This window comes from Psychromarinibacter sediminicola, assembly GCF_029168335.1.
Classification (GTDB): Bacteria; Pseudomonadota; Alphaproteobacteria; order Rhodobacterales; family Rhodobacteraceae; genus Psychromarinibacter; species Psychromarinibacter sediminicola.
On sequence record NZ_JARGYC010000031.1, the window covers coordinates 23,955 to 38,758 of the forward strand.

Here is a 14,804-nt window from a genome sequence, read left to right on the forward strand (position 1 = left end):
TGGGCTTGGGCGAGGGCGGGCAACCATTCGTCGCACACTTTGACGTCAGAAAAGCATCCAGGCGGAGAACACATGCTGGGTTTCGGAACAATCGCCAAGAAGGTCTTCGGCACGCCCAACGACCGCAAGATCAAGGCGACCCGCCCGCTCGTCGCGAAGATCAACGCGCTGGAGAGTGACTACGAAGCCAAGAGCGACGACGAGCTGAAGGCCAAGACCGCCGAACTGGTCGATCGGGTGGCGAACGGCGAGGCGCTGGACGACCTGCTCCCCGAGGCCTTCGCCAACTGCCGCGAGGCCGGCAAGCGCGCGCTGGGCCTGCGCGCCTTCGACGTGCAGCTGATGGGCGGCATCTTCCTGCACCAGGGCAACATCGCCGAGATGAAGACCGGCGAGGGCAAGACGCTGGTCGCCACCTTCCCGGCCTATCTGAACGCGCTGACCAAGAAGGGCGTGCATATCGTCACGGTGAACGACTATCTCGCCAAGCGCGACGCCGAGTGGATGGGCAAGGTCTACGAGGCGCTGGGCATGACCACCGGCGTCGTCTATCCGCAGCAGCCCGAGGCCGAGAAGAAAGCGGCCTATGCCTGCGACATCACCTATGCCACGAACAACGAGCTGGGCTTCGATTACCTGCGCGACAACATGAAGCCCGAGCTGGACGACATGAACCAACGCGGCCACCACTATGCCATCGTCGACGAGGTCGACTCGATCCTGATCGACGAGGCGCGCACGCCGCTGATCATCTCCGGCCCGTCGCAGGACCGCTCCGAGCTTTACACCACGATCGACAAGATCATCCCCGAGATCCAGGACGAGCACTACAACCTCGACGAAAAGTCGCGCAACGTGACCTATACCGAGGAAGGCAACGAGTTCCTGGAGCAGCGGCTGAAATCGGCCGGCATCCTGGACGAGGAGCACACGCTCTACGACCCGGAATCCACCACCGTCGTCCATCACGTGAACCAGGGCCTGCGCGCCCACAAGCTGTTCACCAAGGACAAGGACTATATCGTCCGCGGCGGCGAGGTGGTGCTGATCGACGAATTCACCGGCCGGATGATGCCCGGCCGCCGCCTGTCGGACGGCCTGCACCAGGCGATCGAGGCGAAGGAGGGCTGCAAGATCCAGCCCGAGAACGTGACGCTGGCGAGCGTGACCTTCCAGAACTACTTCCGCCTCTACGACAAGCTCGCCGGCATGACCGGCACCGCCTCGACCGAGGCCGAGGAATTCGCCGAGATCTACGGGCTGGGCGTGGTCGAGGTACCGACCAACCTGCCCATCGCGCGGCACGACGAGCACGACGCCGTCTACCGCACCGCGACCGAGAAGTTCGACGCCATCATCGCCGAGATCAAGGCGTCGCACGAAAAGGGGCAGCCGGTGCTCGTCGGCACCACCTCGATCGACAAGTCGGAATACCTGTCGCAGCTTCTGAAGCAGGAAGACATCCCGCACAACGTTCTGAACGCCCGCCAGCACGAGCAGGAGGCGCAGATCATCGCCGATGCCGGCAAGCTCGGCGCCGTGACCATCGCGACGAACATGGCCGGCCGCGGCACCGACATCAAGCTGGGCGGCAACGTGGAATTCCAGGTGATGGAGGCCATCGCCGCCAACCCCGAGCGCGACCCCGAGGAGATCCGCAAGGAGATCGAGGCGCAGCACGAGGACGAGGAAAAGGCGGTGATCGAGGCCGGCGGCCTGTTCGTCCTGGCCACCGAGCGGCACGAAAGCCGCCGCATCGACAACCAGCTGCGCGGCCGCTCCGGCCGGCAGGGCGACCCGGGTCGGTCGGCCTTCTTCCTGTCGCTCGAAGACGACCTGATGCGCATCTTCGGGTCGGAACGGCTGGACAACATGCTGGGCAAGCTGGGGATGAAGGAAGGCGAGGCCATCGTTCACCCCTGGGTCAACAAGTCGCTCGAACGGGCGCAGGCGAAGGTCGAGGGGCGCAACTTCGACATCCGCAAGCAGCTGCTGAAGTTCGACGACGTGATGAACGACCAGCGCAAGGCGATCTTCAGCCAGCGCCGCGAGATCATGGAGGCGACCGACCTGTCCGAGATCGTGCAGGACATGCGCCACCAGGTCGCGGACGATCTGGTCGACACCCATATCCCGCCCAAGACCTATGCCGACCAGTGGGACGCCGAGGGGCTCTATGTCGCCGCGCTGGAGAAGCTGGGCGTGGACGAGCCGATCATCGCCTGGTCCGAAGAGGAAGGCGTCGATGCCGAGGTCTTCAAGGAGCGGCTCTACAAGGCGTCGGACGAATTGATGGCCGGCAAGGCGGCGCAGTTCGGGCCGGACAACATGCGCTCCATCGAGAAGCAGATCCTGCTGCAGACCATCGACGCGAAATGGCGCGACCACCTCCTGATGCTGGAGCATCTGCGCTCGGTCGTCGGCTTCCGCGGCTATGCCCAGCGCGACCCGCTGAACGAATACAAGACCGAGGCTTTCCAGCTGTTCGAGTCGATGCTCGACAGCCTGCGCGCCGAGGTCACGCAGAAGCTGTCCCAGATCCGCCCGCTGACCGACGCGGAACGCGAGCAGATGATGAAGGACATCACGGCCCAGCGGGAGGCCATGCAGAAGCAGACCGAGAACGCGCAGGCCAAGCAGCCCGAGGTCGTCGGCGCCGGCGGCGAGGCGACCGAGCGGACGCCGCAGACGGCCGAGCCGGTCGGCGCGGCGAAGCCCGGCTTCGACGAGAGCGATCCGTCCACCTGGGGCAATCCCGGCCGGAACGAGGCCTGCCCCTGCGGCTCGGGCAAGAAGTTCAAGCATTGCCACGGGCGGCTGACCTGACCTGACGCGGGCCGAGTCGGCTGGATGAACCGACTCGCCACGGTGGACCAGCCCGGACTGCTATACACGTTATGCGTGTACGGCGCGTCTGTTGCACCCGGGTAACAGACGAACCCACAACTCGTTAATTGTTTCGCACCTGCAACACAAATTCGGGGGGCCGCCATACTGTTTCCTCAATTGCGCGGCATGACCGCGGCCGTGTGGGTAAAGAGAAAAGAACATGAGGGCATGGGCATGAAGCAGAAGAAACGTATCGTGACGGCGCTGGTGACGGTCGGCGCCATCGTCGCGGCCGCCCAGCTCATGCAGCACGGCAACAGCCTCTCCGCGCTGAACCCCGCCGCGCCGCCGGTCACGACCGCCGGAATGGTCACCACGCCCACCCCGCAGCCCGAGGAGACGGCCGCCGCCGAGACCCCCGAGACGGCCGCGCCGGACCCCGAAGAGACGGCCGCCGCCGAGGCCCCGGAGACGGGCCTGCCCGAGACTACCGCGCCCGAGACGGCCGAGGCGCCGGAGGCCACGGACATCCCCGACCCCGCCATCGTGACCGAGGCCGTGCAGCCCGAACCGCTGGTCCCCGCGCCGCCGGTTCCTGCCCCCGACACTGCGCCCGACACCGAGACGGCGGACGCCGCCCCCGAGACCACGCCCGAGACCGGCCCCGCGCCCGAGACCGACAGCGAGATGGCCGAGGCGCCCGAAAGCCCCGCGCCCGAAACCCCGGCCGGCGAGACCGGGGCGGTGGCCGAGGCCCCCGAGACGGTCGTGCCCGAAACCCCCACCGAATCCGAGCCCGAGATCGCCGAGGCTCCCGAGGACGCGCCCGACGAGGCGACCGATCCCGACGGCATCGCCCTCGCCGCGCTGGACGAAAAGCCGACCCCGGCCGCCCCAGAAACCCCGGTCGTCGCCCCCGAGATGCCGGCCGAGGCCGAGGCGCCCGGCCCGCTGCCGCTGCCCAAGCGCGACCTGCCCGACCGCGTGACCGCGGCCGACACCGCCGTCCCCGACGACATGGCCGAGCCGCCGGCGCGCAACGAATACGGGCTGACCTGCGGCATCGTCCTGTCCGCCTCCGAACAGCGCAGCGCCATGGTCAAGCTGACCGTCACCGCCCCCTGCCGCCCGGACCAGCGGATCACCGTCCGCCACGCCGGCATGGTGTTCTCGGCCGAGACCGACGGGCTGGGCGACTACCGCGTGGTGATCCCGGCGCTCGCCGCCGAGGCGGAGTTCGAGGTAACCTTCCTCGACGGCACCCGGGCCGAGACCGCGCTGACCGTACCGCAGGCCGCCGCGACCGAGCGGGTGGTGCTGCAGTTCAACGGCAAGACCGGGCTGCAGATCCACGCGCTGGAATTCGGCGCCGACTATGGCGATCCCGGCCATATCTGGTCGGGCAACGCGCGCGACGCGACGCTGGCGATGAAGGTGGGCGGCGGCTTCCTGACCGCGCTGGGCGATCCCGGCCTGAAGGACGCCTTCATCGCCCAGGTCTACACCCTGCCGCCGCAGACCTCCGGCCGCGACGGCGTGGTGCGCCTGAACGTCGAGGCCGAGGTGACCGAGGACAACTGCGGCCACGACATCGCCGGGCAGACGATCCAGCGGACGGCCGAGGGCACGATGCGGCCTGTGTCCCTCACGCTATCCATGCCGGACTGTGATGCGGTCGGCGAGTTTCTGGTGTTGAAAAACCTCCTGCGAGACCTGAAGATCGCCTCCAACTGAGACCGAGGCACTCGCGGTAGCCCGACATGCGCCATCTTCGTGCGGCGGTTCTCGCCGCACTTTCCCTGATTCCAACGGTCTGCCCCGCACCTGCGGCCGACGTCACGCTGACCTCCCGCGACGGCACGGTGGAGGTGGAAGGCGACCTGCTGGGCTATGACGGCGAGTTCTACCGGGTCGACACGGTCTATGGCGTGCTGACGGTCGACGGCAGCGGCGTGGTCTGCGAAGGCCCCGGCTGCCCCGACCTGACGGCGTTCGTCGCCCGCTTCACCTTCTCCGGCGCGCGGACCATGGGCGAGGTGCTGTTGCCCTCGCTGGTCGAGGCCTTCGCCGCGCGCGCGGGCTACCTGGTCGAGCGGCAGATCATCGACGACACGCATTTCGCCTATATCCTGACCGACCAGACCACCGGCGCCAAGGCCGCCGAGATCGGGTTCCGCGTGACCTCGACCGAGGAAGGCTTTGCCGACCTTTTGGCCAACGAGACCGACATCGTGCTGTCCACCCGCCCGGTCAACGCCACCGAGGTGCGGCTGGCGCGCGAGGCGGGGCTGGGCGACCTGTCGGACCCGCGGCGCAGCAAGATCCTGGCGCTCGACGCGATGGCGGTGATCGTCTCGGCGGAGAACCCGATGCAGGGGCTGACCCTGTCCCAGATCGCGCGCATCTTCTCGGGCGAGATCGCCGACTGGTCCGATCTGGGCGGCCCGGAGGCGCCGATCGCGGTGCACCTGCGCGGCGAGGACTCCGGCCTCGCGCAGGCCTTCGACGCGCGGCTGCTGGCCCCGCGCGAAAAGGCCGCGGCCGAGGGCACGATCCGCCACGACAGCAACCGCGAGCTCGCCGACGCGGTGGCCGACGACCCGCTGGCCATCGGCATCGCGCCCTATTCGGAAACCGGCAACGCCCGCGTGCTGGACATCTACGGCACCTGCGGCATGGTCTCGGTCCTCGACGAGCTGACGGTGAAGACCGAGGACTATCCGCTGACCCTGCCGCTCTTCGTTTACACCCCGGCCCGGCGCCTGCCGCTGCTGGCCCGCGAGTTCCTGAAATTCGCCCGCTCGCCGGCGGCGCAATACGTGGTGTCGCGGGCCAATTTCGTGGACCTGCGTCTCTATCGCGTGCCGGTGGCCGAGCAGGGGCACCGGCTGGTCAACGCCATCGCCGAGGCGGGCGACGAGATCATGCTGGACGAGCTGCAGCGCCTGGTCCGGGCGATGGAGGGGACCGAGCGGCTGACCCTGTCCTTCCGGTTCGAACCCGGCGGCACCCAGCTCGACGCGCAGTCGCGCTCGAATGTCGAGGTGCTGGCGCAGCAGATCGAATCCGGCCAGTTCGACTATCGCCCGCTGATCTTCGTGGGCTTTTCCGACAGCGAGGGGCCGGCCGACGGCAACGAGCGGCTGTCCGGCCGCCGGGCCGCCGCGGTGCGCGACGCGGTGCTGGACGCCGCGCCGACGGCGGATCGCGACAAGCTGGTGATCTCGGTCGACGCCTTCGGCGAGGCGATGCCGATGGCCTGCGACGACGCCGAATGGGGCCGCGAGATCAACCGCCGGGTCGAGGTCTGGACGACTCAGAGATAGCCCTCGGCGCGAAAGCTGAGCTCGGTCGATTTACCGACGATCAGGTGGTCGTGCAGCGTCAGCCCCAGCGCCCGCGCCGCCGTCTCGATCTGGCCGGTCATCGCGATGTCCTGCTCCGACGGGCTGGGGTCGCCCGAGGGGTGGTTGTGCAGGAGTCTACTCAAGTTGCTCTTTTAATTGATATATAAGCAGAAATAGAGATTTCGCCAATGCACTGGTGCCGGTACTTGGGATCGGTATTGAAGGGCTGACCGTGAGCATTACTGTTCGTCTTGGTCCGTCACGTCCAAGCGTTGAGAGGCACGGCAGATCACGAGATTCGTTCTATCCCATTCGTCGAGCTCTTGAACAGGGTAGAGAACCGCCTTTCCGACTTTTACGTATGGTGGGCCAACGCGCATAGCACGCCAATTGCGCAGCGTGCCTACGCTGATCTCTTGGCGATATCGCTCTGCGACTTCCTCCGCTGTGAGATATTTCCGTCCTTCCATCATCACCACTCCTGGGCATCGTGACGCATGGGCGTAAGATGACAGTCCCGGCAGATCATGGAAGAGCTTGAGGAGCGGAGTAGTACGAAGACGAGCAATCGGCGGAGAAAGGCGAACATGCGTAAGGATTCTCCGGTGCTTGCTTATTTGCGTAGCAAATTCCTGGCAGTTGATTGAGCGCTGCCCTCCGAAGGCGAAGGCCCCAGGTTCGAATCCTGGTGGGTGCGCCATCTTCCACCAAAAACCGATGACATACGCCGCTGTCGACTGAGGCATCCGTGTGCGGCGCCCGAAGACCTCACGGCATTGGTTGGGTTTGGGCCTCCGGGTGACTGCGCTTACCACCGGCCCAGACGCCGCCCCTGGCGGGCGATATTTCTCGAACGGTCGGCTGGCCGAAGCCTGATTGATAGCGGACTGTGCATGTTTAGGCGCTCATCGGATTGTGTGCCGGCGCTTCCTGCTTGCGGCAAGGACCTCCATCCTGCGGATCGCCGTCCAAAGTTCGATCGAAATTCGGAAGCGTGGATCTTTTGAACTGTTTCTGCGTGTGTGGACACCTCTCAACCGAGGCTTCCCGACCCTCTCGCGTGCTTGGTCTCAGCCGCCTCGCCTCACTCGCTGCCCGCCACCTCCTGTCGCGATAAACGACATGACCGCGTTTTGGTGATGGCTTTGAATATCCCCCGGTTATTCCGTACTCTGCCTGGAGCGAATCTCCTTTACCAAATCGATCAGTGCTCGCAAAGCGGCAGGCACGTGGCGGTGGCCGGGATAGTAGAGCACCAAGCCCGAGTCTGGTGGGCACCAGTCATCAAGGACTGCCACCAGACGGCCCGCTGCAAGGTGCTCGCACGCGGCGGTTTCGGGCACGTAGGCGATACCCAAACTGCGAATTGCCGCTTCGGCTATCAGGTCGTTATCGTTCAGTGTCAGGGTTCCTGGGGGATCCAGGGCGATTTCCTGCCCACGCTTCTCGAATTCCCATCGATAACGCTTGCCGCTCGGCAAGCGCTGGCGGATACAGCGATGGTTTCGCAGGTCATCGGGAATGTCAGGCTTGCCGAAACGGTTCAAATAGTCCGGTGAGGCGACGGCGAGAAATCGGAAATCATCGCTGAGGCGCACCGCGATCATATCCTGGGGCACCGCCTCGGCGAGCCGTATGCCCGCATCGAACCCTTGTTCCACAATGTCGACAAGCCGTCCATCGCAGACCAGATCAATTTCTACATCCGGGTATCTTTCCAGATAGGTCGGCATGACATGACGGAGCATCATCCGGGCGCCCCCCTTGTCCGCATTGATGCGTAACACTCCACTGGGAGTGCCGCGCTCATCCGCTAGCGTATCGATCGCGGAATCAAGGTTCCGCAGAACCGGCTCGATCCGTTTCAGCAGTCGTGATCCGGCGTCTGTCGGCGAAACACTGCGGGTGGTCCGGTTGAGAAGCCGCAGTCCCACTTGCTGTTCCAGCTTCTTCATGCGGTGACTGAGCGCGGATCGCGATACACCCATGAGATCGGCGGCGCGCCGGAAACTGCGCTCGGCGGCAACGACGGCAAATGCCTCCAGATCAGCCAGCGACGGTTTTTCCATTCGTGAATTTCTTTCACCTAATCATGCAACAATAGCGCTCTTATAGCACCAATCATGGCGGACTACATTATGATTTACTCATGAAAGGAGTGTCATATGAGCAAAACATGGTTGATTACCGGCGCATCCTCGGGCCTCGGTCGGGAGATGACGGCGCAATTGCTGGCGCGAGGAGATCGCGTCGTGGCGACGGTGCGGCGCGAGGACACGCTTGCCGATCTCGCGCAGCAGCACGGTGCGAACCTTATGGTTCTGACGCTGGACGTTACCGATTTCGCGCGTGCGCGAAGCGCGATGGATGACGCATTCGCCAAGGCGGGGCGGATCGATGTTATCGTCAGCAATGCCGCCTACGGGCTGTTCGGCGCGGCGGAAGAACTCACCGACGAACAGATCGAACACCAGATCGCCACAAACCTCACGGGATCGATACACATCATCCGGGCAGCGCTGCCGCATTTGCGCCGTCAGGGCGGCGGACGTATCGTCCAAGTCTCGTCGGAAGGCGGGCAGATCGCCTATCCCAATTTCAGTCTGTATCATGCCACCAAGTGGGGGATCGAGGGCTTCATCGAATCCGTTGCGCAGGAAGTCGCGCCCTTCGGTATCGACTTCATCATTGCCGAGCCCGGCCCGACAGGGACGAACTTCGGCCCCAACCTTGTGCGCCCGGCGTCGATGGCGGTCTACGAGGACACGCCGGCCGGAGACGTGCGGCGCGCCGTCGACAGCGGGAGTTTCGAGATAAAGGGCGACGCGGTACGGACGGTGGAGGCCATGATCGCAGCCGCCGACAGCGAGGCCCCTGCGCTGCGTCTCACGTTGGGCAGCATTGCCTATGAGTCCATTTCCAAGGCACTGGCCGAGCGGCTCGCATCCCTGCAGGCGCAACGTGACGTTGCCTTTTCTGCGGACCGCGATGCGCAATAGCGCTGCCAAGTCTGGCTGGTCACCGATATCGCCTGGGCAACGCAAAGCCCGGGCGCGTTCCGGAAAATCATGACTCATTACTTCGCAAAGGAAATCGGCTGTCGCCAAGATCCTTCAACGCCATCAGACACGTCGGATGGGGAAACCAATTTCAGCGGAGGGCGGTGCGTGATGCGCCCGATCGAAATCGTGAAGTTGTAAGCCAAGATCTGGGGACGCGGATGAGCAAGGCGTGGTGCATCACACCAGTCCAGCTGTTTGCGGTGCACAAGCGCGAATCGAAAATAACGCACTATGATCGAATTCCGTCATCTTCGTTACTTTGTGGCAGCGGCAGAGCACGGTAGCCTTCGCAAGGCGGGCATGGCCCTAGGCATACAGGAGTCGACTATTAGCCGGGCGATCCGTGATCTCGAAGACCAGCTCGGCGCTTCTCTCTTCCAGCGTCACATCGGTGGCGTCCGCCTGACTATCGCCGGCGAACGCTTCCTCCACCGGACGCGTACCGCGCTTCAACAAATCAGTGCCGGTGTCAGGGACGTAGGTGCAATCGGACGGTGTGAGGACGGACGCGTTAGGGTCGGCATACTTTCCTCGATTGCGTCTGGATTCCTGTCAGACCTACTGCGGGAGTACAACAAAGATCATGCCGGTATCCGAATCGATCTCGTTGACGGGCATCCTACAGACCATGTCACAGCGATCCGCCATTCCCAACTTGATGTCGCGTTCGTTGTTGGGACAAAGGCGTGGACGGACTGCGAATCTGATTGGTTGTGGGTTGAACGAGTTTTTGCGGTGCTGCCGGAGACCCATTCTCTTGTGGGTAAACAGGAACTCGACTGGTCTGATCTTGTGGGAGAAAGCTTCATCGTAGGCGATGCCGCGCCCGGTCCGGATATCCATAATTACTTGGTAAATCGGTTAGTGGATTTCGGAAACCATCCCGAGGTCGAAGTTCAACGCGTGAGCCGAGACAATCTCCTGTCTCTCGTCGCGGTAGGACGCGGGCTGACACTCACCAGCGAAGCAACAACTCTTGCACAAGTGCCCGGCGTCACTTATCGCCCAATATCTGGAGAAGCTCTTCCTTTCAGCGCAATTTGGTCCGCTCGGAACGACAATCCGGCAATGCGTCGCCTACTCAGCATGGCGCGCTCAATGTCAAATGCCGCCATTTCCTGATCGCTGCACGGTAGTTGCTGCTTTCGATCGACGCCCTTCCTTCCGCGCTTTGGCAAAACCTCGATCTGTCGCCATGAAGCGCGCCAGCATCGGTGCGACAAGCTTTACCGGCTCGTTCTTCTGTCCGGTTTCGCGCGCCAACACCTCTGCATAGGCGACGAGATCGCGATGAATGTCAGCGGGGAGTTCAATGTTCAGTTTGACAGGTTTGTCGTCGGGAATGGCGCCCAGTTTGAGCTTGGTCATGGATCAACTCCGATAGGGTTCAAGAATAAGGTCACGCGTGACCATGACGCGCACCGGGAAGCCGGGGTCCACGGTCAGGGTCGGCGGGATTGAAATCTGACGGCGGACAATTTCGTCGCCGGCGCGACCGACCGTGTCCTGCGTTCCTTCACGGATAGCGCGGGCGATGTCGTCATCATCGTCGGCGCCCAGTTCAACGCCGATATTCAGGATAGTGGCGAGCCCGGCCGCCATGAACAGACGCCCCCAATGATGATCGACGCCATCTTCGAGCCCGGCGTAACCGGCTTCGTCGGCGCCAGGCTGGCGTTCAAGAGTGATGGAACGGCCGTTGGGCAGAATCAGCCGGGTCCAGGCAAGAAGCACCCGGCTCTGCCCGAAGGCGACGCGGCTGTCATATTCGCCGATGAGACGCGAGCCTTGAGGGATCAACAGGAAACGGCCGGTCGGGCTGTCATAGACATGGGATGTCACCTGGGCGGTGATCTGGCCGGGAAGATCCGAGCGAAGGCCGGTAACAAGCGCCGCCGGAATGACCGCGCCGGCCTGGACGACATAAGGGCTCGGCGGATCGGTAAGCCGGTCGGTACTCGTCGTGCGGCGATCGACAGGTTCGTCGAGAAAGGCCTCGTGCCGTTGCGTCGCGTCCGGCGCAGCGGAAGCCGCATTGGCAGGAAAGAATGACTCGGTGGTGGACGGAGCGGCAGCCACTTGCGAGGCTTGCGACTGTGCCTGCACGGTGGTGCTGGCTTCGGCGAAGAGTTGGCTGAGGCGGGCCGCTTCCATTTCCTGGGCGCGGCGCTGTTCCTCCGGATCGGCGGCCGGGGTGGTGACGACTGGGGAGGGGACCGGCTCGCCGCGCCGTTGTGCTGACAGGATCGGCCGTCCGAGTTCGCCAGGCAGCGGCGGCCCGAGCTGCGGCACATCCGTGTAATCCGCCGGCAGGCGCGACAGGCCTTCGGCTTCCTGAATGCGCTCTGTGGAATAGAGCTCTTGCGGACCATCGACAGGTTCGCGGTCCTGCAGGGCAATGATCAGGATGGCCCCGAGCCCAAGACCGCCTACCGTTCCCAGAACCATGAGCGTCCGGCGTGAGAGCCGCATCGCACGCGGCGGATCGGCGCGCAGTCTCAGCGACGCAGCGATGTCCTCCCCGTCTTCGATCTCCGGACTTTTCTCGGGTTTCTCGCTCATTCGCGACCTCCACGGGAGGAATGGCGGGCGGCTACGGCCTGTCGCACGCCGTCGGTGCGGACGATCCGTACCCGTTTCTGTTCGTCGCCGAGGCGTAGCTCGGCGGCGGCGAAGAGCCGGTCGACGATCATGTAGTTGCGGCGGATGCGGTAATTGACGAGCTGGCCTTCACCTTCGGGTCCAATGACAAAAAGCGGCGGCATCTCTCCCTGACCGATCCCTCGCGGAAACTCGATGAAGACCTGCCGCCCGTCATCGAAGGCGCGCCGCGGCCGCCAGGGTGCACGGTCACCTTCGATCCGGTAGCGGAAGCGTAGAGAGTCGAGCGCGATGTCGCGTTCGATCGGCAGCGCGGCCTCCGCCTCGGCATTACGTCGCCTGAGGGCGATCAATGCGTCTTCGGCGTAGGTCCAGGAGACCGATGCCATATAGGCGGACGGGTTCGCCCTCAGTTCGAGATGATAGGTGCGCCGGTCGGTATTGATGACGAGGTTGGTCTGAAGATCGGGCCGCGTCGGTTTGACGAGGATATGGATGCGCTGGCTGTCGCCCGAACCGCTTAGCGTGTCACCGATGATCCAGCGGGCGGTGTCGCCGGCGGCGATCGGGCCGGCGCCGACGAGCTTCTCGCCAGGCTGAAGAGCGATGTCAGTGATCTGCCCTGGCGAGGCATAAACCTGATAAAGCGCGCCGGCGCTATACGGATAGAGCTGGACAGCATTGATGAAGCCGTCGCGCACCGGCTCCATACGGGCGGCGTCGTTCGCCTCGGTCACGCGTTCGGCAGGATCAATAGGTTCGGGGTCTCCTGCCTTGCCATCAACCGGCTTGAGCTGCCCTGGTAGTGGCAGCGGTTCGGTCTGCTCGACGATCCGCACCGGGCGTTCCGGTTCCGGGAGGAGCGTCGCTTCGATAGCGGGTTCGTCATAGGCGATTTCGGGCGGTTTGAAGGTCGCGCATCCCGACAAGGCGGTGGCGGCCAAAAGGACGGCGATGGAGGCTTTGCGAGGCGGACGTGTTCTTGTCATTGGGCAGTCTCCCGGGACCAGTTGATGGCGTTGACGAAAATGCCGAGCGGGTTCTTGCGCAGGCGCTCGGCGTCGCGCGGTTGTTGCAGGACGATGGTGAGAATGGCGGTCCATCGTTCGGTCGCAGCGAGTTGCCCGTTCGTGTAACGGCGCTCGATCCAGGCGACGCGGAAACTGCTCTCCGAAGCGCGGATCACGCTTGAGACCTCGACCGAGACCTGCGTTTCGCCGACCTCGGCGAAGGGGTCGTTCACGCGGGCATAGTCATTGAGAGCGACCGCCCCTCTGTCTGTGGTGAAGTCATAGGCGCGCAGCCAGTTCTGGCGCAGCACGATCGGATCGGCGGGGATCTGGCGCACATTCTCGATGAAACGCGACAGGTGATAGGCGATCTGCGGGTCCGTCGGGCGGTAATCCGCGGTCGCGGGTGCCACGGCTTGCGCCGAACCGAGCCGATCCACTTCGACGACGTAGGGCGTGATCGTCCCTTGCGTGGATTGCCAGGCCAAGGCAGCGCTGAGTCCTGCCGACAGCAGCAAGGACCCGAACGCCATCAGCCGCCAGTTCTTGGCCTGGACGCGCGCCGACCCGATCCGTTCATCCCAGGCCTGGGCGGCTTTCTGATAGGGCGTGACGGGCTCGGGGGTCTTGGAATAGCGAACGCTCGGGCGACGGAACATCATGATTTCTCCGAAAGGCTGACAGCGGTCCCGCCACCGCCATGGTCGCCGGAGCGAATAATATGGGCGGCGGTGGCGGCGCCGTGGTGAAGGGATTGTTGGTGTTTCATGCGGCGCGCCCAGGCGGGCGGTCCGGTTGGTGATCGTGGCGCGGACGTCTGTGTTTCTGGGCTATTGGTGAACTTGCCGCCGGTGGCCTCGAATGCGGCGCGCGAACCGGACCGGTAGCTCTCGCTCATGGAACGGCGAAGGGGGCTCGTTGCGGCGCCGACACCGGCCTGTCCGACACTGGCTATGCCTGCGACGACACCGGAAGCGCCACCGCCCGCGGCCGTGCTGCCCACGCGATAGGCGGTCGATGCCCCGCCAGCGAGCGCCGCGGTTCCACGGGCCCCTGCGCCTGCTGCGCCAACGGCGAGCTTTGCGCCCGCCACGCCACCCATTGCCATGCCGCCTGCGGCGAGACCGGTTCCGACCGCGGCGCCGGCGCCGAGTTGCGGACCACCGGAGACGATCCCGTTGGCGATGCCGGGGCCGAAAATGCCGAGCGCCAGCATGGAGAGCGCGGCGAGCACGATCGCCATGGCATCCTCGATGGTGGGCTCGCCCGCAAAGCCAGCCGTGAACTCGCCGAAAATGGTCGAACCGATGCCGACGATCACGGCGAGCACCAGCACCTTGACGCCTGACGAGATCACCAGCCCGAGCACGCGCTCGGCCATGAAGGCGGTCTTGTTGAAGAGCCCGAAGGGCACGAGAATGAAGCCGGCCAGTGTCGCCAGCTTGAATTCGATGAGGGTGACGAAGAGCTGGATCGCCAGAATGAAGAAGGAGAGGAGAACGACGAGCCAGGCGAATAGCAGGATCGAGATCTGGATGAAGTTCTCGAAGAAGGAGACGAAGCCCATCAACTCGGCGATCGAAGCGAGGATCGGCCGACCGGCCTCAAGGCCGATTTCGGCGATGCGGCCGGGCTGAAGAAGCTCGGTGGCGCCCAAGGCTCCGCCCGATGCTATGAGACCAAGCCCGGCGAAGCTTTCGAAAACGATGCGGGCGAGCGTGTTCCAGTTGCCGATGATGTAGGCGAAGACGCCGACGAAGAGCGTCTTCTTGATGAGCCTGGCGAGAATGTCGTCGTCAGCGCCCCAGGCCCAGAACAACGCGGCGAGCGTCACGTCGATGACGATCAGCGTGGTCGCAAGGAAGGCGACGTCGCCGCCGAGCAGGCCGAATCCGCTATCGATGTAAGAGGTGAAGACCTGCAGGAACCGGTCGATGACGCCAACGCCGCCCATG

The 14,804-nt window shown here is 64.4% G+C and carries 11 protein-coding genes and 1 pseudogene; 5 read left to right on the forward strand and 7 right to left on the reverse strand.

Annotation, left to right across the window (positions count from 1 at the left end):
- The first annotated feature begins 72 nt into the window (after positions 1 to 72).
- From secA to P1J78_RS12865, 3 genes are all read left to right on the forward strand, one after another.
- Positions 73 to 2,826, forward strand: a complete 2,754-nt coding sequence (secA, locus tag P1J78_RS12855; protein ID WP_275567771.1) for a preprotein translocase subunit SecA — start codon at positions 73 to 75, stop codon at positions 2,824 to 2,826.
- 237 nt (positions 2,827 to 3,063) lie between these two features.
- Entirely contained in the window at positions 3,064 to 4,563 is a 1,500-nt protein-coding gene (locus P1J78_RS12860; RefSeq protein WP_275567772.1) for a hypothetical protein, read from the forward strand.
- Positions 4,564 to 4,589: 26 nt separating this feature from the next.
- Positions 4,590 to 6,155, forward strand: a complete 1,566-nt coding sequence (locus P1J78_RS12865; RefSeq protein ID WP_275567773.1) for a phosphate ABC transporter substrate-binding/OmpA family protein — start codon at positions 4,590 to 4,592, stop codon at positions 6,153 to 6,155.
- On the opposite strand, the pseudogene P1J78_RS12870 reads toward P1J78_RS12865, so the two are convergent.
- Together P1J78_RS12870 and P1J78_RS12880 are read right to left on the reverse strand one after the other, a co-directional pair.
- Positions 6,146 to 6,310: pseudogene (locus P1J78_RS12870) on the reverse strand (JAB domain-containing protein); the annotation flags it as partial. The gene P1J78_RS12865 and the pseudogene P1J78_RS12870 sit on opposite strands and share 10 nt — an antisense overlap.
- Before the next feature lie 1,026 nt (positions 6,311 to 7,336).
- Positions 7,337 to 8,245: a LysR family transcriptional regulator gene (locus P1J78_RS12880; RefSeq protein WP_275567775.1), complete on the reverse strand. Its 909-nt coding sequence runs from the start codon at positions 8,243 to 8,245 to the stop codon at positions 7,337 to 7,339.
- A 96-nt stretch (positions 8,246 to 8,341) separates the two neighbouring features.
- Between P1J78_RS12880 and P1J78_RS12885 the strand changes: the two genes are divergently transcribed.
- Together P1J78_RS12885 and P1J78_RS12890 are read left to right on the forward strand one after the other, a co-directional pair.
- The gene (locus P1J78_RS12885) at positions 8,342 to 9,175 is read left to right on the forward strand and encodes an SDR family oxidoreductase (protein WP_275567776.1); all 834 of its coding nucleotides are present in this window, start codon (positions 8,342 to 8,344) and stop codon (positions 9,173 to 9,175) included.
- Between the two features lie 294 nt (positions 9,176 to 9,469).
- The gene (locus tag P1J78_RS12890) at positions 9,470 to 10,360 is read left to right on the forward strand and encodes a LysR family transcriptional regulator (protein ID WP_275567777.1); all 891 of its coding nucleotides are present in this window, start codon (positions 9,470 to 9,472) and stop codon (positions 10,358 to 10,360) included.
- Here the strand turns inward: P1J78_RS12890 and P1J78_RS12895 are convergent.
- The 5 genes from P1J78_RS12895 to trbL are packed head-to-tail and all read right to left on the reverse strand — an operon-like array spanning position 10,340 to position 14,803.
- A complete protein-coding gene (locus tag P1J78_RS12895; RefSeq protein ID WP_275567778.1) occupies positions 10,340 to 10,606 on the reverse strand; it encodes a DUF2274 domain-containing protein in 267 nt (88 codons plus the stop codon). The genes P1J78_RS12890 and P1J78_RS12895 overlap by 21 nt on opposite strands.
- Before the next feature lie 3 nt (positions 10,607 to 10,609).
- Positions 10,610 to 11,800 (reverse strand): TrbI/VirB10 family protein, encoded by a 1,191-nt coding sequence (locus P1J78_RS12900; RefSeq protein ID WP_275567779.1) that lies wholly within the window; start codon positions 11,798 to 11,800, stop codon positions 10,610 to 10,612.
- Positions 11,797 to 12,828, reverse strand: coding sequence for a P-type conjugative transfer protein TrbG (gene trbG, locus P1J78_RS12905; protein ID WP_275567780.1), 1,032 nt, complete (start codon positions 12,826 to 12,828; stop codon positions 11,797 to 11,799). The genes P1J78_RS12900 and trbG overlap by 4 nt, the downstream gene beginning before the upstream one ends.
- Complete coding sequence (gene trbF, locus P1J78_RS12910) at positions 12,825 to 13,514, reverse strand: conjugal transfer protein TrbF (protein WP_275567796.1); 690 nt, start codon at positions 13,512 to 13,514, stop codon at positions 12,825 to 12,827. Before trbF ends, trbG begins: the two co-directional genes overlap by 4 nt.
- A complete protein-coding gene (trbL, locus tag P1J78_RS12915; RefSeq protein ID WP_275567781.1) occupies positions 13,508 to 14,803 on the reverse strand; it encodes a P-type conjugative transfer protein TrbL in 1,296 nt (431 codons plus the stop codon). Before trbL ends, trbF begins: the two co-directional genes overlap by 7 nt.
- Position 14,804: the final 1 nt, after the last annotated feature.